The sequence below is a fragment of the Vibrio sp. R11-SG3-ISO3-SZ genome, from assembly GCF_059834345.1.
Map to the genome: position 1 here is coordinate 78229 of NZ_JCBDGX010000003.1, position 21246 is coordinate 99474.

At 43.7% G+C, this 21246-nt stretch carries 21 protein-coding genes and 1 pseudogene; 5 read left to right on the forward strand and 17 right to left on the reverse strand.

Going from position 1 to position 21246, the window contains the following annotated elements; genetic code table 11:
• The first annotated feature begins 275 nt into the window (after positions 1-275).
• The gene (locus AC6R1O_RS00660) at positions 276-3185 is read left to right on the forward strand and encodes a UvrD-helicase domain-containing protein (RefSeq protein WP_500656313.1); all 2910 of its coding nucleotides are present in this window, start codon (positions 276-278) and stop codon (positions 3183-3185) included.
• Positions 3186-3577: 392 nt separating this feature from the next.
• Here AC6R1O_RS00660 and AC6R1O_RS00665 read toward each other — a convergent pair whose 3' ends face one another.
• Positions 3578-3922 carry a UvrD-helicase domain-containing protein gene (locus tag AC6R1O_RS00665; protein ID WP_500656314.1) on the reverse strand — a complete coding sequence of 115 codons (345 nt, stop codon included), beginning with the start codon at positions 3920-3922 and terminating at the stop codon, positions 3578-3580.
• 224 nt (positions 3923-4146) lie between these two features.
• Here AC6R1O_RS00665 and AC6R1O_RS00670 point away from each other — a divergent pair, with 224 nt between their 5' ends.
• On the forward strand, positions 4147-4368 hold the full coding sequence (locus AC6R1O_RS00670; protein ID WP_500656315.1) for a hypothetical protein: 222 nt from the start codon (positions 4147-4149) through the stop codon (positions 4366-4368).
• Between the two features lie 36 nt (positions 4369-4404).
• Here the strand turns inward: AC6R1O_RS00670 and mobI are convergent, their stop codons facing one another.
• Entirely contained in the window at positions 4405-4941 is a 537-nt protein-coding gene (gene mobI / locus AC6R1O_RS00675) for a conjugative transfer protein MobI(A/C) (RefSeq protein ID WP_500656316.1), read from the reverse strand.
• Positions 4942-5670: 729 nt separating this feature from the next.
• Between mobI and AC6R1O_RS00680 the strand changes: the two genes are divergently transcribed.
• Positions 5671-5919, forward strand: coding sequence for a hypothetical protein (locus tag AC6R1O_RS00680; RefSeq protein ID WP_500656317.1), 249 nt, complete (start codon positions 5671-5673; stop codon positions 5917-5919).
• Between the two features lie 439 nt (positions 5920-6358).
• Here the strand turns inward: AC6R1O_RS00680 and AC6R1O_RS00685 are convergent, their stop codons facing one another.
• The 4 genes from AC6R1O_RS00685 to tnpA all read right to left on the reverse strand — a co-directional run bounded on the left by AC6R1O_RS00685 (position 6359) and on the right by tnpA (position 9508).
• Positions 6359-7210, reverse strand: coding sequence for an SDR family oxidoreductase (locus tag AC6R1O_RS00685; protein ID WP_500656318.1), 852 nt, complete (start codon positions 7208-7210; stop codon positions 6359-6361).
• An 18-nt stretch (positions 7211-7228) separates the two neighbouring features.
• Entirely contained in the window at positions 7229-8122 is an 894-nt protein-coding gene (locus tag AC6R1O_RS00690) for a helix-turn-helix domain-containing protein (RefSeq protein WP_500656319.1), read from the reverse strand.
• Positions 8123-8783: 661 nt separating this feature from the next.
• The gene (locus AC6R1O_RS00695; protein ID WP_500625926.1) at positions 8784-8912 is read right to left on the reverse strand and encodes a hypothetical protein; all 129 of its coding nucleotides are present in this window, start codon (positions 8910-8912) and stop codon (positions 8784-8786) included.
• A gap of 167 nt (positions 8913-9079) precedes the next feature.
• Positions 9080-9508 (reverse strand): IS200/IS605 family transposase, encoded by a 429-nt coding sequence (tnpA, locus tag AC6R1O_RS00700; RefSeq protein ID WP_500656320.1) that lies wholly within the window; start codon positions 9506-9508, stop codon positions 9080-9082.
• Between the two features lie 56 nt (positions 9509-9564).
• Between tnpA and AC6R1O_RS00705 the strand changes: the two genes are divergently transcribed.
• A complete protein-coding gene (locus AC6R1O_RS00705) occupies positions 9565-10707 on the forward strand; it encodes an RNA-guided endonuclease TnpB family protein (RefSeq protein ID WP_500656321.1) in 1143 nt (380 codons plus the stop codon).
• Positions 10708-10943: 236 nt separating this feature from the next.
• On the opposite strand, the gene AC6R1O_RS00710 is transcribed toward AC6R1O_RS00705, so the two are convergent.
• From AC6R1O_RS00710 to AC6R1O_RS00760, 11 genes and pseudogenes are all read right to left on the reverse strand, one after another.
• Positions 10944-12152 (reverse strand): IS256 family transposase, encoded by a 1209-nt coding sequence (locus AC6R1O_RS00710; RefSeq protein ID WP_500656322.1) that lies wholly within the window; start codon positions 12150-12152, stop codon positions 10944-10946.
• Positions 12153-12202: 50 nt separating this feature from the next.
• Complete coding sequence (locus AC6R1O_RS00715) at positions 12203-13174, reverse strand: GGDEF domain-containing protein (RefSeq protein ID WP_500656323.1); 972 nt, start codon at positions 13172-13174, stop codon at positions 12203-12205.
• A 169-nt stretch (positions 13175-13343) separates the two neighbouring features.
• A pseudogene (locus AC6R1O_RS00720) lies at positions 13344-13689 on the reverse strand (IS30 family transposase); the annotation flags it as partial.
• A 78-nt stretch (positions 13690-13767) separates the two neighbouring features.
• Entirely contained in the window at positions 13768-13905 is a 138-nt protein-coding gene (locus AC6R1O_RS00725) for a hypothetical protein (RefSeq protein WP_500656324.1), read from the reverse strand.
• A gap of 20 nt (positions 13906-13925) precedes the next feature.
• Positions 13926-14522 (reverse strand): hypothetical protein, encoded by a 597-nt coding sequence (locus AC6R1O_RS00730; RefSeq protein ID WP_500656325.1) that lies wholly within the window; start codon positions 14520-14522, stop codon positions 13926-13928.
• Positions 14523-14532: 10 nt separating this feature from the next.
• The gene (locus tag AC6R1O_RS00735) at positions 14533-14925 is read right to left on the reverse strand and encodes a hypothetical protein (protein WP_500656326.1); all 393 of its coding nucleotides are present in this window, start codon (positions 14923-14925) and stop codon (positions 14533-14535) included.
• 5 nt (positions 14926-14930) lie between these two features.
• A complete protein-coding gene (locus AC6R1O_RS00740; RefSeq protein ID WP_500656327.1) occupies positions 14931-15290 on the reverse strand; it encodes a hypothetical protein in 360 nt (119 codons plus the stop codon).
• Positions 15283-16470 carry a hypothetical protein gene (locus AC6R1O_RS00745; protein WP_500656328.1) on the reverse strand — a complete coding sequence of 396 codons (1188 nt, stop codon included), beginning with the start codon at positions 16468-16470 and terminating at the stop codon, positions 15283-15285. The genes AC6R1O_RS00740 and AC6R1O_RS00745 overlap by 8 nt, the downstream gene beginning before the upstream one ends.
• 47 nt (positions 16471-16517) lie before the next feature.
• Positions 16518-17396 (reverse strand): hypothetical protein, encoded by an 879-nt coding sequence (locus tag AC6R1O_RS00750; RefSeq protein WP_500656329.1) that lies wholly within the window; start codon positions 17394-17396, stop codon positions 16518-16520.
• Positions 17397-17462: 66 nt separating this feature from the next.
• Positions 17463-17669 (reverse strand): hypothetical protein, encoded by a 207-nt coding sequence (locus tag AC6R1O_RS00755; RefSeq protein WP_500656330.1) that lies wholly within the window; start codon positions 17667-17669, stop codon positions 17463-17465.
• A 1267-nt stretch (positions 17670-18936) separates the two neighbouring features.
• Positions 18937-20013, reverse strand: coding sequence for a replication initiation protein (locus AC6R1O_RS00760; protein WP_500630552.1), 1077 nt, complete (start codon positions 20011-20013; stop codon positions 18937-18939).
• A gap of 268 nt (positions 20014-20281) precedes the next feature.
• On the opposite strand from AC6R1O_RS00760, the gene AC6R1O_RS00765 reads away from it, so the two are divergent.
• Positions 20282-21246, forward strand: a 965-nt coding sequence (locus tag AC6R1O_RS00765; protein ID WP_500656331.1) for an ABC transporter substrate-binding protein, incomplete at its 3' end; no start/stop codon positions are given.

Genomic DNA, 21246 nt, shown 5'->3' on the forward strand with positions numbered 1-21246 from the left:
GCTGGGTGCCAATAGGTGCCTTCGTGAAGGCTTGAGCCTAGTGCGGTGAAAGTTGCACGCTGGGTTCTTAGAGGGACGGCACTTGGTAACAAGTGTCGTCTACTCGACATATCCGAGTTAGCCGCGGCAACTGGCCCGGCGGTAGCAAGTATGCCACAGTCTTCGATACCGCATGATTGACCAAGCATTAACTTAGCTTCAATGAAACTGGTTGTTTGTTAAGGTAAACTAAGGCTCATCTCCTATGTTCCTTATACTTTTCTAGGCCAAGCTTAATGACCTCATGGACACTAACAGCAAGCCCGTTAGCTCGTTTGTTTAACCGCGATGTTACTGTCACCATAGATGAATCGGGTATTCATGTTTTGAATGGCGGAAATAGCGTCGAGTTCAGCTGGTCACAGCTTGATAGCCCTCCTCGCTTATCACTCGCTCTAAGTGGAGGGTGTTTAACGCTGGTTTGCGCAGGTCAAACGTACCGCTACCGCATGTTGAGCTATAGAGCTCCTATCCAATATTCAAAACAATTCTTTCCGTTGTGGGCAAACCAAAACGCCCAACACTTGCAGGATTTTTTTACAAGCGCGTATATACAATGCACTGAAAGCTTTATTAGAGACTCAGCGATTGAACGCCTCCAGTCTTTTGCACAAAGCGAGCTTGAGCGCTGGAAAGGTTGGAACAATGTACAGGGTTTATCAGCCTTGGCGGAAGAAACCGTTTCAAAACTTTCAAATATTGCGAATTGGTCAGCAACTGATATTGATAAGATACGTAATCGCTATGTGCGAAAACAACTGGCTTTGTACCAAGAGTTTTTTGATAGTGTGGAGTCTAACCCGCTAACAACCAAACAACGAATCGCTTGTGTCACCGACAATGACAACAACTTGCTCCTAGCTGGCGCAGGGACCGGGAAAACGAGCGTGATGATAGGTAGAACCGGTTATCTCGTTAATAGTGGTAAAGCGGCACCTAGCGAGGTGTTGTTATTAGCTTACGGCCGTATTGCCGCACAAGAGATGGATGAGCGAATCCGGGCCAAGCTGGGTCTAGAGGATGTAAAAGCGAGCACCTTCCATAGCCTTGGTGTAAAAATTATCTCAGCGGTTGAGGGCAAAGCACCACATTTATCAAAGCTTGAGAATAGCCCTAAAGATAAAGCCCTTTGGATGCATAATGCTATCGAATCCCTAATGCAAGACAGCGGGTATAAGCAAGCATTACTCGAGTACTTTAGTACCTATTATTACGTCGACAAAGATCCATGGAAATTTGAATCTCAAGGGGCCTATTTAAAGTACCTGAATGACAACGAAATTCGCTCGATACAAGGTGATAAAGTTAAAAGCTTTGGTGAATTGACGATTGCGAATTGGTTTTACAGAAACGGCATCAATTACAAATATGAAGACAAGTATCGCTTTGATGTTGCTACCACAGAATACCGTCAATATTGTCCCGATTTTTATCTACCTGACTACGATATTTACATTGAGTATTACGGCATAGACGAGCATGGCAACACGGCGCCATACGTCGATCGAGAACGCTATCACTTGGGTATAGAATGGAAGCGTGCAACTCATCAGAGATATGGCACCGGCTGTATTGAAGTGTTTTACCACCAACACAAAAAAGGGCAGCTGCTTAACGCACTAGAAAATGAGTTATGTACGCGTGGCGTTGAGATAAACCCTATCTCAGATGATGCTGTACTCGATAACCTAGAGCAACTCGGCCAAGTGACAGAACTCGCTCGGCTGCTCGGAGCATTGGTGGATATGTTTAAGGCCGTTTGTTTGGATGAAGAAGGTATACAAAAAGTGATCAACGAGTCGGTTGATTCACGACAAACTCAAAAAGCACTCGAGTTATTAATGCCTTTGTATCACCGCTATGAGATTTACTTGCGTGATCAGCAAGTCATCGACTTCAATGACATGATCGGTAAGGCATTGGAATATGTCCAGTCAGGTCAATTTCAATCACCTTGGAAATTTTTGCTCGTTGATGAGTTTCAAGATATCTCAGAACCAAGGGCTCGGCTTGTAAAAGCGCTTCGAGATAGCGTTTCGGGCTCCTCTCTATTCTGTGTTGGTGATGACTGGCAAGCTATCTATCGTTTTAGTGGTGCGGATGTTCGCTTAACAAGTGATTTTGAACATTACTTTGGCTCAACGTCTGCCACAACATTGGACATGACTTTTCGCTTTAATAGCTCGATTGGTGATATTGCTACACGCTTTGTGACACAAAACCCGATTCAACTGGAGAAGCATATAACTTCTCTTGACCAAGTGAGCCAAGCTGCCGTGAGTCTTGTTCGCCAAGGCGTTGAAGAGGAGGGAATGTCTGCTATTGAGAAATCGCTAATAGCTATCTCCAATCAGATACAGGCTTTACAAAATCTGACTAAAAATAAGGTATATTTGCTGGCTAGGTACTGGTTCCAGTTACCTGATCTACACCAACTCAGAACCTTAAAGCACCGCTTCCCTAACCTATCCCTTGAAGTTCATTCTTTTCATGCTTCAAAAGGGAAAGAGGCAGACTACGTTGTGATTATGGGCCTGACTACCGGTAAGCATGGCTTCCCTTCTGAAAAACAAACCCCACCACTCGTGGAAGCGCTTTTACCACAAGGGGATACCTACGAGCACGCAGAGGAACGGCGACTGTTCTATGTAGCTCTGACTCGTGCAAAGCATCGTGTGTATTTGCTAGCAGATATGATGGATGTGAGTGATTTTGTCACTGAGTTAATTGAGCATGATTACCCTATCGAAACCGAAGAGTTTGACGTGTCGCTGATTCAAAAGGAAGTGGCTAAGATCTCTTGTTATAAATGCGGTGAGGGAGTAATGAGGCCGATACAAGGTCAGCATGGCCTATTTTTATCTTGCTCCCTGCACCCGCGCTGTACCAACAAGGAGACACCTTGTGATAAATGCGGTAGCCCTATGAGCCGCGATATCAAAGAGGGGTTCCAAGTTTGTATTGATTCCCGTTGTGCTATGGAGCGACCGGTTTGCAAGAATTGTGGTAGTGAAATGAAGCTAAGAAAAGGAAAGTATGGTACATTTTGGGGGTGCTCTACGTACCGCAAGGGAACAGAAAACACCTGTTCATATAGTCTAAATGTACAAGATTCAGCTGTTGATTGGCAACATAGCACGACCTGACTTCTTTTTGTTGCTGTACATTTTTTATAGTTGCTCGAAACTTCTTTTTTTTGCTGTACACTTTTTATAGTTGCTCGAAATTTCTCTTTGTTGCTGAACGCTTTTTATAGTTGCTCGAAATTTCTCTTTGTCGCTGAACGCTTTTTATAGTTGTGCTCGAAATTTCTCTTTGTCGCTGAACGCTTTTTATAGTTGTGCTCGAAATTTCTCTTTGTCGCTGAACGCTTTTTATAGTTGCTCGAAACTTCTTTTTGTTGCTGAACGCTTTTTATAGTTGTGCTCGAAATTTCTCTTTGTCGCTGAACGCTTTTTATAGTTGTGCTCGAAATTTCTCTTTGTTGCTGAACGCTTTTTATAGTTGCTCGAAATTTCTCTTTGTCGCTGAACGCTTTTTATAGAAGTAATCCCATTGCATTTACCGAACCTCTGAACTGATAGATAGCTTGGAACCTGTCGCCCACCACTATTTCCTGACAGGGCTGAGAAAGAATAATTTGCAGGGTAACAGGGTTTGCGTCTTGAGCTTCATCGAAAAGTATCGCGTCATAGGGCAATACCGGATTAGTTAATTGGTACGCCTTTAAATATCCATCATGAGTGGTCGGGCAATTACTGTCTGGTGATACCATCTCATGCACCAATTCCTTTGCGTGTTTCAAGAACAGGTTGGTTAATTCTTCTCTCTGTTCTTTTTCGACTTTGCCTTTCTTGATTAACACATCGATAAATTTATGCACACGGCCTGGGATATGAAGAAGTTTAACTTCAGTGGACGCGCTCGCAATGAACTGATTGGCAATAGCAGAGAATAACCAGAAGTTTTTATCTCAATGACTTTTTCAAATGGCCTTGTTTTCTTAAAGCTTGTGAACGATAAGAAATCATCCAGAGTTAACCAAGATGAAACGCGTCTTATGAAACGGCTTCTTTCGTCTCTTGAGAATTGGTTTAGTGCAAATGAATGACTGGTATATATCTCGACATTGTTTCCTTTGAACGTTTCCTTGGCCTCAATTTCAAGAGCTTTATTCAGGCAAATATACAAAAGCCTTTTTTCATGGCAGCATTTTCTACCGCTCTCAATATGCTCGTTTTACCAGAGCACGCTAAAGCTGAACCTTTAACATTAAGGCTTGCCTCAACAGCATTCATCAAATCGTTCATCTGTGGTGTTAGCGTGTGACCGCCTATTGTTCTATTCGTACTCAACCTAAGCCCCTTACAATTTTTGCTTAAACTCGGAAATAGAATATTTCGTTATCGTCACTCTCTGTTTTATAGGAACTGGCTTAAAGTCCGAAATCCCCGCCGCCTTAGCCGCGTAGGTTATTGATTGGTGAGCCTTCATTAAATGTTTTAATTGAGCTCTGATTTCAGAAGCATGTTTCTCAACGTTCTGAATTAATTCCAACTCCCATTGCTGAGCCAAAGGAAATTTCTTTTCACTCAGCGTTTCTGCATCGCCTTTGCTGACAGACTCAACAAGACGAACTAGCTTCCCTTTCCTCTTGATGAACCTCACGCTAAACCAACGCATCCTGAACGATGGCCCAGACAGCTCAATCCTGAACTCGTAGTTTGTTCGCTCCTCTCTACCTAGCGCTGTGCCCTCTCGATTCTTCTCCCGCTTGGCTACCTCCTTCATCCAAACCATGATGATGTATTGCGCGTCATCAAACAGGTCATCGATTTTCTTGTATATTGCTTGCTGAATTTCTTTCAATTTCACCACCTTGATTTTTACTATATCGAACATTTATGTTCAATATACCAAACAAAGTTGCAAACCGAAAATTATACTTTTCGGTTACTTCTAAGATAGGGTTAGATACCAACAAGTATGGTTTTCGGTTTCTTCTAAGATAAAGGTAGAAACCAAAAAGAGTGGTTATTGGTTTCTAAGGGATATAAACCAAAAACTATATGTTTTCGGTTACTTCTAAGATAAAGGTAGGAACCAAATAGAGTGATTTTCGGTTTCTTTATAAGAAACCGCAACCTATGTGACTTTTTACTCAAGAAAAAGGATACAGCTTGCCAATCTGGTATGTCTGCGTTTTCCGTGCTTCTCCTACGCTTACCCTCGAAAATGAGGCAATCTTGACCCCCGCTGAAAGGCGAAAAAACATGGTGTCCTCTGCTGGCCTCACCGCTTGAGAATGAGTCATCAATGTAGCTTGAGAGCGCCGGTTGAGATCGCTTTTGGCAAAGACTTCTCGCCCACTTCGTGAGCAAAAGGTCAGCAATTTAGTGGTCTTCATTTAACATAAAGTTTATTGGTTTTTGGCTGGATTTTTATTTATGCGCCAATGTTTCTCTATTATTATCCATGCGCGATCATCCTTTTTGGGTTTGATTGTTATAGCGCTTAACTTCACGGCAGCCTCGAAATCTCTTTTGTTTTTTCTATGTGAAAATTTTCCTAAAGTGTCACTTTGGAATGCGGAAAGTAGTGTTATCATATATAAGTAGACATGAGGGATTTATGATGATTAATAAGTTTTTATTGGCATTCAATAGGGTTATCTTTAAGGTGCTGCTCGTATTTGCATTGTTATTTGCGCTTTGGGTGGTTCTATACGGATATGATCACGGTCACTTTGGGTATTTGGAGGTTTTCACTTTGATGGGAGCTTACTATCACTTCGCAACTAACTTTGTTTCTGGTAGTTACTTTGACAAAGTAATGAAAGAATTTAATGAACTTCATAACAATGGTAAGCGTGGAGGTTAAAATGTTTATTTGGATGGCTGTTTTTTATATATGTATGATTGTGGTATTACAGTTGACTGGTGCAATTGTTCATGTTTCATGCTTGCCAACGGTGGGTTCAACTTCTAATGGAAACATTAAAAGGTTGCTTTTTTGGATGGCTTTAGGTAGATAGTTTTTTTCTAATTTTTTGGTTATCCATAAATATTATCAAGTGGAGTTGTTGATAACATCCCCACCTTTGATTTTTGTGCTGTAATTTTATGAGTGTAAATTGTCGGAGGAAAATTTATTAATGGCAGTTAACTTATCGTTTAAAAAGTCTTCTTTAGCAACGGGAGGTAGCTCTGGTGAATACTCAGTTTCAAGCGGGGAAGTAATCGATTCTAACGTTGACAGATAAAAACAAAGCCCTACGAGCAGGTCACAGGGCTTTATTGGTTACTTGTAGAAAGGAGTTTTAAAGTAATTGAGAAGCAATCTTCTGCTGTTGAATTTTGCCCGTCGGGTCGTTCTGAGTTTTGATGGAGACGAAATCTCGTGACCAATCCGAAGTCTGGGAGCGAATTGGTGGCTCATCCATGAGTGCGACATTGACTACGACATTAGCCACTTCATCTGCATCTTGGTAACTCCCATCAGCAGAGCGCTCTTGAGCTCCACCAATATATTTCTCTAATATAGGGCGATATTCATCTTCTAACATGCCACCGGTTTGTTGGAATTGCGCTAATACATTATTGGCAAACTCCGTTTTTATGCCTCCGGGCTCTACGTTCGTGAAGTTAATACCAAAGTTAGGGGTAATGTAAGTAGCAACTGATTCTACGTACCCTTCAAGGGCAAACTTAGCAGCACAATAGAACTCATTAAATGGCTGACCAACCATGCCGCCAACAGACGAAACATTTATGATATGCCCATTACGGTTTTCTCTCATGTGAGGGAGTACTGCTTTAATACAGCGTACAACCCCATGGAAATTGACATCCATAACCCAATGGATTTCGTCTTCTGTCGCTTGCTCTGTTGTTCGCACAAACCCCGCTCCAGCATTATTGACCAGTAAATCAATCCTACCCGTTTGTTGCAGGATATCCTGAATGCAACGATCAACGCTAGCGGTATCAACAACATCCAGCTGCATGACATTGACGTCAACTCCAGCTTCCTTTACTTGGGTATCAAGCTGGTCTCGTTTGGCTAGATTTCGCATGGTAGCGAAAACTTTATAGCCAGATTTAGCCAATTGGATAGCAATACTAATTCCAAGACCAGTAGATGTACCGGTCACAACAGCAACTTTCGGCATGTGTTCTTATCCTTATATTTAGTGGAACTTGCGAAACTCAGTAGGAGTTACGCCAACCTTCTTTTTAAATAAGCGTGCAAAATACTGCGGGTACTCAAAACCGAGTGAGTAAGCGATAGTGGCAACAGATTCATCCGACTCCAACAGACGGCTCTTTGCTTGGTCAATCAGATGTAGGAGGATCCACTCTTTTGCGGATTTGCCCGTTTCTGCTCGTAGACCATCGGTTAAATAGCGACTCGTCATGTTCATAACATCGGCAACATCTTGAATCTTAGGTAGTTCTTCCCTATTACTTTGTGCTAAGAGCTGGTCCAACGCTACGATAAACTTATCGTATAAAGAGCCAGTAGACTCTTGGCGTAATAAGAACTGGCGGCGGTAAAATCTATCTGCATATTTCAGTAATGTTGTGATCTGAGACAGGATGATATCTCGGCTGAACTCATCGTAGTTACCATGACACTCAAGCTCAATAGATTCCAATATACTTTCGACTAACGCTTCTTCTTTGGTAGAAAGGTGCAAGGCTTCACTGACGGCGTACCCGAAAAAAGAAGCTTTGTTGAGTAAGTTTTCTATCTCATGCCCTCGGACAAAATCCCGATGAAACATGATCACCTTCCCTTCTGAATCAACCTTGATCCCGTTGGTAGCAAACACCTGATTTGGTGCGAAGAAAATCATGGTGCCATTTTGGAAGTCGAATTCCGTTTTGCCGTAGAGCAGCTTGCCGGAGACCACATTCTTTAACGCAATGGCATAAAAGTCTGTTGTAACGCTGCAGTGATTACCGAGACAGTTAACCGCCGAAGAGTTAACCTTAGATATGTTAAATAGTGGGTGTAACGGCGCTGGCTTTCCTAGCGCAGCGCAGTAATCCGTGATGTTGTCATAATGAATTTTCTTCATCAAACTAGCCTTCTTAACCGAATATACTTAGCTTAGAAAAACCGCCCTATTAGATCACTAAACAAACTCACATAAAGTGGATACAAATTGACACGAGGGACAAGGTATTGTCTGGTTGTGCTTTGAATTGATACTGAAAGCCCCCGTTTTATACTGGCCCTATCTTAAAACTCTGGGAATCGGGTTAGGTTGCATAATGAGGTATAGCGTAGGATGGAACAAACTTCGGGGCAGATATGAGTTGTTGCAGAATCTGCAATCACTGAGCTTTCTCGTTGCTCGGGCAAAAATTGCAACAGTTTAACTACCGAGGAATCCTCGATAGTTGCTTGATAAGCAATGTGCATATTTTGCACATTAGTTAGTTCTATTGCCGAAGCGACGAGATCAGAACCGGATTGGAGCAGAAGTGCTTCATAGTGATTTCTGCAACAGACTGTTGCAAAATTGGGGGTTGGAGTTTGTCCAACAGCCTGTTGGACCTTCGATGAAGCAGGCAATTTCCTAATTGTGTAGCAACTTGTTGCACAAATAACCTTCTGCCGAGAAGACAATGCAATGACGTCTATTGGACCTGTTATTCATGAGGTTGGTTCAAGAAGCACAACAAAAACTGTTTTCTGGATTAGATTTGATAGCAGCAGAGAGGTAAAATACTCTATTAATCGTCAGCTCTGTCTTTATTCTTATTTCCTAGTAGCTTGAGTGTTACTAAGCCGCCGAGTGCAGCTAGAACAATCGCTCCTAGAGCCATGCCGATCACGATGTATAAACCGGTATAATCAGACATAGTATTTCTCCCAATTGTTTCGTGAAGCAAATGTTCAACCGCTACTCGTAGCGGTCAATTTGTCTTTGCTCATTAGCTATCTCAATTTCTTTGTCTTGGATTAGCAAAATCGGCGTAAACCATCGCCCGATGAGGGCGGTGATATAAGCCGAAATTGCGATAGCAATTTAAGACGGTGTTGATTGGCTATCGACATAAGCTCGAAGTGTTTCAATTGTTGCCCCACCTGCACTACAGGCGAAGTAAGACCGTGACCATAATGCTGAACTCTTACTTTGTCTTGTCAGATGCGTATTTTGCAATCTTAACATTCGTGATGATACGGCCTTGAGGTTATTTACCATCGTGCTTATCGCTAACTTTGGCGGGTAGGCAACTAGTAGGTGGATATGATCTTCCTCACCGTCCATTTCTATCAATTCACACTCAAGTTTTTCGCAAGATGACTCTAACGCTTCTCTCAATTGCTCAATCATGACACCAGTAAGCAGCTTGCGCCTGTACTTTGTGGTAAACACAAGGTGGACAACCAATTTGCTGACACTATGGCGTTTTCTGAGATAATCTTGAAGTAGCTCTTTATTGTGTACACTCACTTTACATATACCATCTAAGCTGTTAATTTACAGTCATTATACAGGTGAGCACTGAAATGTTAAGAGCAACCAAAGTACGTATTTACCCAACAGAGGAGCAGACTGAGTTTTTAATAGCTCAGTTTGGCGCTGTGCGTTTTGCGTATAACAAAGCTCTACACTTAAAATCGCACATGTACCGCAGGCATGGTGTTACACTGAGTCCAAAAAAGGACATTAAACCACTACTTGCAGTTGCGAAGAAATCGCGCAAATACCACTGGTTGAAGCAATACGATTCAATCGCTTTGCAACAGTCGGTGATCAACCTTCATCAAGCTTTCGATAACTTCTTCAATCCAAAACTAAAAGCCAAATACCCACAGTTTAAGCGCAGGCATGACAAGCAGTCGAGCTACCACTGTACTGGTGTTAAGGTACTTGATGGCGCAATTAAATTACCGAAAATGAAGCCTGTAGAGGCTAACATTCACCGTGAGATTGTGGGCAAGGTAAAGAGCATTACAGTAAGCTTGAGTAAAACAGGCAAATTCTACGCATCTGTCCTAGTTGATGATGGAGTCGAAGCGCCTAACTTGCTTCACACCGTGAGCAAAGTGACAGGTATCGATCTAGGTTTATCTCACTTTGCTATCGAGTCAAACGGTAAAAAGACAGCAAACCCAAGATTTGTAAAACGTGCTGAGAAGAACCTCAGGCGTAAGCAACGTCAGTTATCGAGAAAGGCAAAAGGCAGCGCAAACAGAGCTAAGGCTCGCCTGTTGGTTGCCAAGTGCCATGAAAAGGTAGCTAACGCACGCGCTGACTTTCAACACAAACTCTCTCGAACTCTCGTAGACAAAAACCACGCTGTGATTGTCGAGACGTTAAAATCAGCCAATATGATGAAAAACCGTAAGCTAGCAAAGCACATAGGTGATGCGTCATGGTCTAGCTTTGTTGTTAAGCTGGAATACAAGCTAAAGCAAGAAGGCAAGCACCTTGTGAAGCTCGACCAATGGTACGCCAGCTCTAAAACTTGTCATTGTTGCGGTCATAAGATGAAAGAAATGGATTTATCGGTTCGCAAGTGGGACTGCCCCTCTTGTGGAACAACTGATATAGATCGCGACTTAAATGCCGCACGTAATATCCGCGATAAAGGCATTCTGGAATTAAAGGCGGCTGGACAGTCGTCTCTGCTTATGGAAGCTGCGTAAGTCTCGGTACTATCGAGCAACGGCTAACGAAATAAGAAGCATCGCCTGATAAGGCGGTGAGTAGTCACTAACTGGCAGATCAGATAGACAAGCATACCGAACCAAGCGGAAAAGAAAGTGGGAATAGTAACTTCGCTCAACATTCCAAAAGCGCCAGCGGTAAACATAGACCAGACTTAAAGCTGACAGTGCAATTCTTAATGGACCCTGTAAATAATTCTGTGTAACTGTCGAGGTTACATGTATTCAGTGAGTCGGTCTTCGAACATAATCATAAAGCGGTTTAGAGCTTGTCGCCAGTTTCTAATCGGCATGGTCCACTTCTTAGAAGCATCTCGGATAGCCAAGTATATCACCTTTCTAGCTGATTCATCCGTTGGGAAGAGCTTGCGTTTCTTGATCGCCTTTCTAATAACGTTGTTGAGTGATTCAATGGCGTTAGTCGTGTAAATGGCTCGGCGAATATCCTCTGGGTAATTAAACAGGGTGTTGAGGTTGTCCCAATGCGCCGTCCAAGAGCGACTGATTTGAGGATACTTACTATCCCATCGTTCAGAGAACTGCACTAAAGCGAGCAGTGCCTCATCTTCTGTGGCTGATTGGTAGATTTTCTTCAGGTCAGCCGTCACCGCTTTGTAGTCTTTCCAAGGGACGTATTTGACCAAGTTTCGCACCATGTGGACGATACAGAGCTGTATTTGCGTCTCTAGGAACGCAGTGTTGATGGCGTCAGGAAAACCTTTTAGTCCGTCAACGCAAGCGATAAGGATGTCTTTCATCCCACGGTTTTGAAGCTCAGTCAGCACATTAAGCCAGAATTTGGCACCTTCCGTTTCAGAGAGCCACATACCGAGCAGCTCTTTTTGGCCTTCCATGTTCACGCCTAACGCAAGATAGACCGCTTTATTGATGACTTGCTTGTCTTGACGCACCTTAACCACGATGCAATCGAGATAAACAATGGGATAGATTTCATCGAGAGGTCGCGACTGCCATTCAATCACTTGTTCAAGCACTGAGTCGGTCACCTTTGATATCAGCGTTGGTGAGACGTCTGCATCATACATTTCCTTGAACGTTGCGACGATTTCACGTGTGGTCATGCCTTTCGCATATAGGCTTAATATCTTGTCGTCCATGGATTGGAATCGAGTTTGGTGCTTGCGGACGAGTTGAGGTTCAAAGCTGGCTTCACGGTCGCGAGGGACGTCGATATCGACCTCTCCATCATCGGTGATGATTGATTTACCCGAGTAGCCATTGCGGGAGTTGGAGCTGGTTCTGGGTTGGTGTTTTTGATATCCAAGGTGCTCATCGAGTTCAGCGTTTAACGCCGTTTCAACGGTCACCTTGGTTAACATTTTTCGGAAGTCATCAAGATCAGATTCAGTCTTAATTGACTTTGCTGCTTCACGAGCAAAAGCTTCAAGTGCTTTCTTATCCATATTGTCCATCCTTAGCCTTTAAGGCTTAAGTTTAGACAGTTACACAGAATTCAGGACACTCTCGTGTTCAGGGTCGAGCATTCGCCATCAATAGTTTGATTTCTTCCGTTATTTTTTGCCAGATAAAGTCCGTAATCTGCTTTTTCAATCAAAGCTTTCGGGGTAATGCTTTCGTCTGGGATCAATGATATGAATCCTGCACTAATAGTTACTATATCGATATCAGGCGACGGATGGGGAATGGCTAGATCAGAAACACCAATGCGTATACGCTCCGCCAAAGCTGATACACTCTGGTCTTCTCCATATATGATAATCGCAAACTCCTCCCCCCCGTAGCGACAAACAATATCCGTTTCTCGGTAACTGGCTTTTTCGAGTGAACGGGCAATTTTTTTCAGGCATTCATCACCAGCATAATGCCCAAGGCTATCGTTATAATGCTTAAAATGGTCAACATCGCAAAGGATCAATGAGATTAAACGCCGCTCTCTTTTAGCAAGGTTGATTATAAACTGCAACTTATTATCAAATTCCCTGCGATTCCTGAGCCCGGTTAGCCCATCACGCAAAGCCTGCTTATAGAGTGTTTCACTGACTGTTTCAGGTTCAATAATGCCAAACAAGAGTGTTGCCTTACCTTCATCGTTTCGAGCTAATGCTTTAGCCCGACTCGTAAAGTAAAGAACCTGATCCAGCTCCTCGTTATAGTATGGAAAACGATTTTGATATTCGTTAATGGTATTGTCTTTAAGCCCTCGATAGTCATCGAAGACTTTTTGTGCCTTGGCCGTACTCTTTATAGCGATATGCTTATTGTAGTCACCTGCGATGGGACAGGTGTTACTTACCGAATGGGCGGTTAAATCAGGATTAAGATAGAACATATCACACATAGTACGGTTACAATAAAAAGTATCTGGATCATCTTCTAGGTCGATAATCCACCAAGATACTCCCGAAAAGTTTAGAAGTTCATCGAATTGCTGATAGTACTTTTCAATCCTCGAATTAGGAAACATACCCCAACGCTCCTTTTATTCGCAACTAGTAGACCAATTATAGATGATGCCCATTTCGGTTGGATGTTTTGTTCGTGACTTTCTTACCCCCTCCCCCGAATTCAACAGCGAAATGCGACATTCGCCAATATCAAGCAGCCAGTGCCATTTCTTTAAAGACAATCGCTGGCTACTTGAGGTCTAAGCACTTTCTTGGACGATAATTTATCCGCGATAAAGCGAATTCAATATCGCTGTCTGTTACCGTTGTTTGGTCGGTTCCTTTCTTCACATATTGCCTTAAAAGACCGTTAGCATTCTCATTGACACGACGCTCCCAAGAACTATAAGGGTGGGCAAAGTACACATGCCTTTGCGATGGTTTCATGGCCTGCAAACTCTCTCCCGTTATCTGCCGTGATGGTATGGACATACTCCTTGTAAGGCATGAGTAGCTCTATGGTTCCTTTGGTGACATCTTCCGCTGACTTGGATGGCACTTTCTTCACCACGTAAAATCATGTTTTACGCTCTAAACGCACTTTCCCATTTACGACATACCCCCTTGGTAGCCGGTTAATGAGTTGACGATAGAAGTTGTGCTCGGCCTATGTTTACAGATAGACTCTTGGTTCGTAACCGCCAAAAAGCTTCTCCCAAGCCAACGAAAGAAACATGACGACTACGGAGCTAGCAATAACAAGTGCGATAAGTAACGCCGCATTATCGTTGATTATGCCGAACACATCCATTTTCCGACTCCCTGTTTGAGTTATTGATTCGTCTTTTGGGCAATTCGCGCCTGAAGGCTATCGAACGCCTCTTTGATGTCTTGCTCTTGACCTTGGATGTTCTCTTTTGACTCTAGCGCCTTATTGAGCTGGTCATATGGCAACTTCATGAGCTTGTAAGCCGTGAACTGGCCATTTAGGACGACTACCTCTTGCTCGATTGTCTCAAAGCCTTGCATTGGCACTTCAGCAACCAGAGAATCGACAAGCTTTGTAAACTGCTCAGTGGTCCCGTAGTTGGTGTCTTTGATATAGCTTTGCTCGTTACCGCTGAGCTCTTGGCCAACGGATTTGGCCAGCTCGTATTGCGCAGATAAGCTGGCTTTTTGCATCGCCAACTGAAGCTTTTTGCTTTCACCAATGCCAACCCCGTAAACGCCCGTACTGTCGGGTTTGGGCGGCTCTAGTGCCCAAGCGGGTACGGAATCCAAAATGTTCTCCGCTTTCTCTTGCTCAGACTTTTGTTGCAACGACTGAGCATTAAGTTCGTCTTGGACAATCTCGGTGCGAGTCGGCGTGCTCGAACAGCCGGCCAATGCAGAGCTGGCCAAAACCAGCGCAATCAATGTTTTCTTCATGTGTTCTCTCCTATGCGTAGGCTTTTCTTTGATTCTCTACTTTGGGAAGTACGACTTCTTTCACTTCCTTCCCTACCGTGCGTTTATACTTCCTATAGCTTTCGTAGATGTGCTTTGTTAAGGCATCTACGCCCTTCCCGCTCAGCAGCTCGTTTTCCGAGTGCCCGTTAAACAAGGGCAACTCGCTATGTGCGGCTACTGTGTTTTTGCTGCACAGAAGAAGCAATCGAGCGCTATTCGCTAGCTGGCTCGGATAGCCGCCCAAATGTTCAGGATGCTTTCTCAGAAATTGGTCGCAGCATTGGACTTCCTGGCACAAATACTCGGCTGACAATAAGCAGGAATGTTGCTTTTGAATACCTTCGATAAGGCGTTTCAATCGAACAATTTCAATGTTGTTCATCTTTGTCATTGCTCCATTTTTATATACACGCAATAGAGTTTGTCGGTCCCAACGGTTTCATATCCACTGCGCACCGTGTTAACGCGGCCAATCGTGTGCGAGCCGCTGAGCGTCACGGTTTCCCTGATGTCGTCCACTTGCGTAACGCCTTGACTGCTTTCTTTTGTCTGAGAGCTATATGTCGTCTCGGCGCTCACTGTGCTACCCAGCTCTAGGGACAACTGCCCTTTTGCCTTTGCTCTAGCGGTTAAGTCATCAATTCGCACATTGCCGGTCGCCGGTACGCAGCCGCTCGCCTCTATAGGCTCAGCTTGCGTCCCAAAAGACGCAAGACACACCAAGCCAACCAAAACAAATCTATTCATATTTCCACTTGGCCAGTTCGGTTGCTGGACGCACGACCACTCTTGATTCAATCGCCGTGATTGATTTCAGCGTCTTCTCTGAAACGCCTTTTATCACGATTGGATTGCGATATTTTTCGCTAATCAATTTGTTTCCGTTGGGCTCGCTCTTGTAGTGCATCACGAAATAGTCACGGCTAAAAATGTCGCCGAGCACACCGATGGGAAGATAGCCAGCCTTATCTCCTGCTTTCACTTCAATCGCGATAACATGCTCTCTGATATATTCTTGTAGGTCTTCGGTAAACGGGCGCTTAACCTTGTCTCCTCTATTGTCGTATTTGTTTATCGAAAAGGAATACCAAGGCCGGTTGTGGGTGGAAGTACTCAAGCGGAACAAAGGCTCAAGCGCTTCCATCAAAGGCTTTTTGTCCAACTCCCAATTGACCGGCACCAACACATCGAACGTGCCGTTGGTGTTCTTTCTGAACTCTGGATTACCCAGCGTGAGTTTGGTTTGATGCTTGAAATAGTCGAACAAATCCCGTTGAACCGTCTCTTTGGCTAGCTCGCCTTCTTGTGCCCCAAGACTGGCAAGCTGAAACAGAGTGCCAACTTCAAAGACTTTCTTGGTCGCCTCACGGTTGGTGTCCAATTTGGACAATACGTTGTTTCTGGCCTCAATTAACTCATCGCGAGAGCCGGTGTTAATTTTGTTTGTCAACTCGTACAGTTGCGCGTTCAGGCGTGCGTTTTCTTGCTCCAAACGCTCAATCTTTGCTTTACGTTCTGGATCGGTTTTAAGCTTGGCCAAGCCGTCTTTGATAGATTGCTTTGATAGCCTGATTGTTGCGTTGGTATCTAGGACGACACTGCCGTTGGAATCTACAGAGCGGCTATTCTTGGTTTCCAATACCTCCAAGAAACCCGCCGAAAGAACGCGAACTTGTTGCTTGGTGATATTGTTGCCGTCTACAACCAGCGTGGACTCTACATAGGACCCTGCATAGTCGCTGGCCGAGCGCTTGGCTTGCTCTAAAGCAATTGCCTTAGCACTGCTTAATGTATCGTTATCACCGAGCACATAACGCTCAGTGACAGAGAGCGTGATCGCCTCTTGGTTGTCAGAAATCACGGAAACTTGCGCTTGAACCGACACCGAAGAAAGCATAGCTGCAACAAATAGAATCAAAATTCTCATCGCTATCTCCAAAGAGAGGCTGACCAAGCCAACCTCTCAAACTAACGTTATTCCGGTTTGATGAACTCGTATTTTTCACCTTGCGTATAGATCGCCGGTACGACTACCTTATGCGCTACGTACTTTTTGCCCTCAGCGTAGAACTCTGGATACGAAGGTGAGTAGTAAAAGAACCCTTGTGGCAACAGGCTAGTTAACTTCTTGAGAAATTCGTCTCGGTCCACATCCAAGCCCTTTAAAGTCAGTTGGGCTGGTTCGATTTCGGCTATGCCATAATAAAGATCATCAAACCCATACAGATAGGCAGACTCGGCGTCAATCAGATTCGTTTTCCCTTCTTTAATCGCGCTTTCTTCACCGCGAATCAAGGCTGGCATTACCCCTCCTGCAACTCTCAAGTACTCACCCTCAACCAAGACTTCATAAGCGACATAACCATTTTTACTCACAGACTCTAGTCTCACCTCACCGTGTTGGCCAAGAAGGCTACGTATGGCTGAGTCAATGGTCGTACCGATGTAGATTTGCGCCTCTTTCTCGCTTGCAAAGTCAGCCGCATCAACCGCAACAATCCATCTTCTTCGTTGCGACAAGTGGCCAGAAAGCGCAGTGTCTGACACAACCCCGCCAGCAACATGGAAAATCCCCGTTAAATTTCCAGTTAACACACTGGCCATGCCCAGAATTTTTGATGCATTGGCCCCCTCTGTGCGGCGCTCTAGAATGTTCTTTGATTCCTCAACTTCCTCTCGCGTGAAATCGCGAAGCGGGCTGTTGTTTTTGGTCAGCTGAGTTTGGTTCGCCACGTTAAACGCATATGAGTGTTCGTTGGTAAACTCCGTAGGCTCTGGTACTCCCGTCACCACACATCCATTTAAAAGCGCAACACCCGTTGCCACTGCGAATAGTTTTTTGATTGTTTTCATCTTTCGTCTCTTTGTTGTGTCCTTGCTCTTTACAATTCTACAGAGCATTTTAAATTTCCAAACTGCCTACTGAAGCTTGTTCCAGCCTTCCTCGTAGGCATCACGGCGCAATTCGTCTGCATCGAAGTTCTCTGCACGCTCAATGTTCACTTCAAGTACATTCGAGCGATCGCCTGTGTCCAAGTAGGACCCCGCGCCGGTAAGGGAGTCGATGTCGATCGTTGTCGCATCCGTAAAATTGTCAGTTTTAAGGAGAATACCTATACAAATCAAGAACAACTCACTCTTGCGTTATGCTTGCTAAGCTGTTCTGGCGTATCATCGTCTTAGGAAACCTCGGACACAAATTCGGGAAGCTCGCACTCGCCTGTTGCACTTGTACTGCACCAGATGTTGAACAAGCGAGCCATTACAATGCGTCGTAGTAATCAATCAGTGCGTATACCGCGCTATCCCAAAGTTCTACAAAACCTGTTAGATATAGGAGAGCAAAAAAAACCGTCACCCCAAGCACATTCTTTGTCATTTTATTGAACATAGTTACACCTCTCTTTTTTCAGTTGGACTTGCTTACTACATGAAGGCTCATCGCCAAAGTCGGTCGGGCTTTTTTTATCCCGTAACTCTTCTAATCTATCAGTTAATTCAAATTTCCAAAGCGTAAAACATGCTGATTTTTTTGGGGGATAAAGGGCCCTTTAATTTAACCAAATATCACCCAGCCCCCTTGATATACAAGGCTTTCAGGGGAATTTAAGTTATGGGTAATTTAAGAGGTTTCGCTCACCTTTTTTCGAGCGTACTCCACAATATCTGCCACAGCACCTTTGGGTAACGAGAGAGCTTCTAAAGTCATCTTTCTTAGGTCTGTATTGGTCGAAGAAGCGAAGGCCGTGGTGTAATGGCCCAAAGAAGGACTGAAGATGATATTGTTTAAGTGATCTTCACAGAACGTAGGCAAGCTACCGTAACGCGCTGAACCTAGATTGTGTCTTGAAAGACCTAAAATGCGATGTTTGAAAAGAGAAACAGAAAAAGAAGATTTGATGGTGGTTGTGGGAAACTGTGTAAATCTTTGATTTTCCAGTTATCCACAGCCACTATAAGGATCTATATTTAAGTATACTAATCTATTTAAACTATAAATCTATAAGATCTATAGCAATGATAACTGTTTGATTTTTAAAAGATAAATTGAGTTTTGTGATCCTATTTTAGGCTCTTATATAACACTATTTAGGTGTTTAGGATCCTATTTTAGGTGTTATTGATCACTTTCTAGGTCTTTTGATGACACTATTTAGGTGTTTGGGATCCTATTGTAGGTATTGGTGTGACACTTTTTAGGTGTTAAACCTATTTACGTTACACTATTTAGGTGTAATCAATCATCTAAAATAGCTTGGTCACGAATCTACTCGTTTGTCTGACAGCTTTTAGGTCGAAAAATGCTTTGTGCACCTTTTTTGTGTCACATATCACAGTCACGCCCCTAAAAGATGAGGGTTATGAGAGCTGGATACCTAAAATGTGTCATCTATTAATAGTCAGGGTTGTCACTTAGGCCCGATAAGGTGTCTATCTTCTCTATCAGTGATTCCAGTTCGTCTTCTTCGCTGTCCAGTTCCTCTTGGGATTGAGAGAGATGACGGCGCGATAAACTCTCCTCTACTTTAAGGGCATGCTCTTCACGTCCAACATAGCGGTAAGCAATAGCCAAAGCTTCAAGCTCAGCTTCTGAGAGGCGAACACTATTTTGCAGGCGCTTCAATTCTAACTCTTTGATTGTTTTCAGTGCGTCGTGGCGGTTGAGCTCATCGATTGTGCCAAGTTTTAACCATCGAAACAGGAACTTGATGCCGGTAATTGTGCGTCCTTTCTTAACGACCTCAAAACCTTTATCACCTTGCTCACTTTCTAAGAACAGGAGCTCTTTACTGATTTGAGGGTGTTCTGACAGCTCTTTGATGCTTTCGCGTATGCAGCGCTTCATGAAGACGCTGTTGTTCTTAAACGAGCTTTTGTCTTTCTTTAACTTACCCGCCTCATCGAGTAAGCCGAACACTCCTTTTAACTCGCTCAGTTTCTGAGTGTGCATCTCGAAGCCCTTGTCTTTAAATCGGCTTAGGAGTTCATAAAGACGCTTGGAGTATTCCTTCTTAACATCAAAAAAGTTGCGAGTGTTGATCAGCGCAAAGCCTTGGTTGTACTCGATATATTCTGATTTAAGCATGTCATTGGGAACCATAGTGAGGACCCCGTTTTTGTATGCGATGTGCTTGAATAGAGGGCGGTAATCGAACTCCGTATCCCCTTTTCTGGACTCTATTTTGATGCCTATTTTTCGGCTCGCGAGTCGATTGGCGACAGGACTGAGGTTACTACCAACGTGCTTTGGCTCAACCCCTAGCCACTCTGATAGCTGGTGTGAGGTGAACTCATAATGGGGTGTGCTAGTATCCCAATCTGCGGCTTTCATGTGCGCGACCATGAGGGCAAACATGTCGGCTTCTCGCGCGGATAAATCCTGGCGAGAAAAGACAAGCTGATGACCTTTTTTAATGTGCTTAGGCAGGTTGTCACTGACTACAGGGTAATAGTATTGATCGTCGCTCATGAAAGTTTATCCCAAACATAATTTAGGCTTAATATTACACTTTTTAGGTGCTAACGCCAATTTAGACCTAAATTGTGTTATGTATTTAACACAACTTGTTTTGTTACCAAGATTTGGCGTAGTGAGCTTCGATTTGAATGTGCTGACCTATAATGACCGAAGTTCTGGAATATTCTAGACTATCATCTTTATGCAAGACTCTGTTGGTTAACTCTCAAAAACGCACCGTTTTGCCTACACAATTGGAATACTTAAAAGGAATTCCCCCATGATGTATAAGGTATCCGTACTTTCATTCGCAGTCCTTTCTTCTCTTTCTTTTCATACCTACGCCGATGAATGTGGTGAATTTGCTATTGCTGATATGAACTGGAACTCTGCCAGTCTAATCGCCAATATTGACCAGTTCATATTAAATAAAGGCTACGGATGTGAAGCTGAACTAATTCCCGGAGATACCGTACCGACCGGCACTTCTATGATCGAGAAAGGTCAACCCGATGTGGCACCTGAGATGTGGACCAACGGTATCAAACAAGCGCTAGAGAAAGGAGTCGCTGATGGACGCTTACGATTAGCGGGCACATCACTGGTTGATGGAGGTGAAGAGGGGTTTTGGGTTCCTGATTACCTTGTACAACAATACCCAGAACTCAAAACCATCGAAGGTGTAAAAAAGTATGCAAACATGTTTGAGCATCCGGAAAATGACGAACTGTATGCCTTTTACGGCTGCCCCGCGGGCTGGACATGCCAAATTACCGCGGGTCACTTGTTTGAGGCGCTAGAATTAGAACAACATAAGTTCGAAATGATAGACCCTGGTTCAGGGGCTGCTTTAGCAAGCACGATAGCTAAAGCCTATGAACGCAAAAAGCCTTGGTTTGGTTACTATTGGTCCCCTACTCCTGTGCTAGGAAAATACAATATGGTTAAGGTTGATTTTGGCAGCGGTACAGATATCGAAGAGTTTAGAAACTGTACAACTCAACCTGAGTGCGAAACCCCCAAAGTAACCATGTATCCATCCGCACCCGTCTATACTTTAACAACGGAGAGTTTTGCTAAGAACGAGCCTATTGCCTATCAATACTTCGAAAACCGCGGCTTTACTAACAATCAGATGAGCGAGTTACTCGCTTGGATGGAAGATAACCAAGCCGATGCTGAAGAAGCGATGTACCACTTCTTAGAGAACTATTCTGATACTTGGAAAGCGTGGGTGTCGGCAGA

Excerpts from the sequence above, each read along its gene's own strand:
- AC6R1O_RS00660 (WP_500656313.1), top strand. The coding sequence starts at position 276 with ATGACCTCATGGACACTAACAGCAAGCCCGTTAGCTCGTTTGTTTAAC.
- AC6R1O_RS00670 (WP_500656315.1), top strand. The coding sequence starts at position 4,147 with ATGACTGGTATATATCTCGACATTGTTTCCTTTGAACGTTTCCTTGGC.
- mobI (WP_500656316.1), bottom strand. The coding sequence starts at position 4,941 with ATGTTCGATATAGTAAAAATCAAGGTGGTGAAATTGAAAGAAATTCAG.
- AC6R1O_RS00680 (WP_500656317.1), top strand. The coding sequence starts at position 5,671 with ATGATGATTAATAAGTTTTTATTGGCATTCAATAGGGTTATCTTTAAG.
- AC6R1O_RS00685 (WP_500656318.1), bottom strand. The coding sequence starts at position 7,210 with ATGCCGAAAGTTGCTGTTGTGACCGGTACATCTACTGGTCTTGGAATT.
- AC6R1O_RS00690 (WP_500656319.1), bottom strand. The coding sequence starts at position 8,122 with ATGAAGAAAATTCATTATGACAACATCACGGATTACTGCGCTGCGCTA.
- AC6R1O_RS00695 (WP_500625926.1), bottom strand. The coding sequence starts at position 8,912 with ATGTCTGATTATACCGGTTTATACATCGTGATCGGCATGGCTCTAGGA.
- AC6R1O_RS00705 (WP_500656321.1), top strand. The coding sequence starts at position 9,565 with ATGTTAAGAGCAACCAAAGTACGTATTTACCCAACAGAGGAGCAGACT.
- AC6R1O_RS00710 (WP_500656322.1), bottom strand. The coding sequence starts at position 12,152 with ATGGATAAGAAAGCACTTGAAGCTTTTGCTCGTGAAGCAGCAAAGTCA.
- AC6R1O_RS00715 (WP_500656323.1), bottom strand. The coding sequence starts at position 13,174 with ATGTTTCCTAATTCGAGGATTGAAAAGTACTATCAGCAATTCGATGAA.
- AC6R1O_RS00725 (WP_500656324.1), bottom strand. The coding sequence starts at position 13,905 with ATGGATGTGTTCGGCATAATCAACGATAATGCGGCGTTACTTATCGCA.
- AC6R1O_RS00730 (WP_500656325.1), bottom strand. The coding sequence starts at position 14,522 with ATGAAGAAAACATTGATTGCGCTGGTTTTGGCCAGCTCTGCATTGGCC.
- AC6R1O_RS00735 (WP_500656326.1), bottom strand. The coding sequence starts at position 14,925 with ATGAACAACATTGAAATTGTTCGATTGAAACGCCTTATCGAAGGTATT.
- AC6R1O_RS00740 (WP_500656327.1), bottom strand. The coding sequence starts at position 15,290 with ATGAATAGATTTGTTTTGGTTGGCTTGGTGTGTCTTGCGTCTTTTGGG.
- AC6R1O_RS00745 (WP_500656328.1), bottom strand. The coding sequence starts at position 16,470 with ATGAGAATTTTGATTCTATTTGTTGCAGCTATGCTTTCTTCGGTGTCG.
- AC6R1O_RS00750 (WP_500656329.1), bottom strand. The coding sequence starts at position 17,396 with ATGAAAACAATCAAAAAACTATTCGCAGTGGCAACGGGTGTTGCGCTT.
- AC6R1O_RS00760 (WP_500630552.1), bottom strand. The coding sequence starts at position 20,013 with ATGAGCGACGATCAATACTATTACCCTGTAGTCAGTGACAACCTGCCT.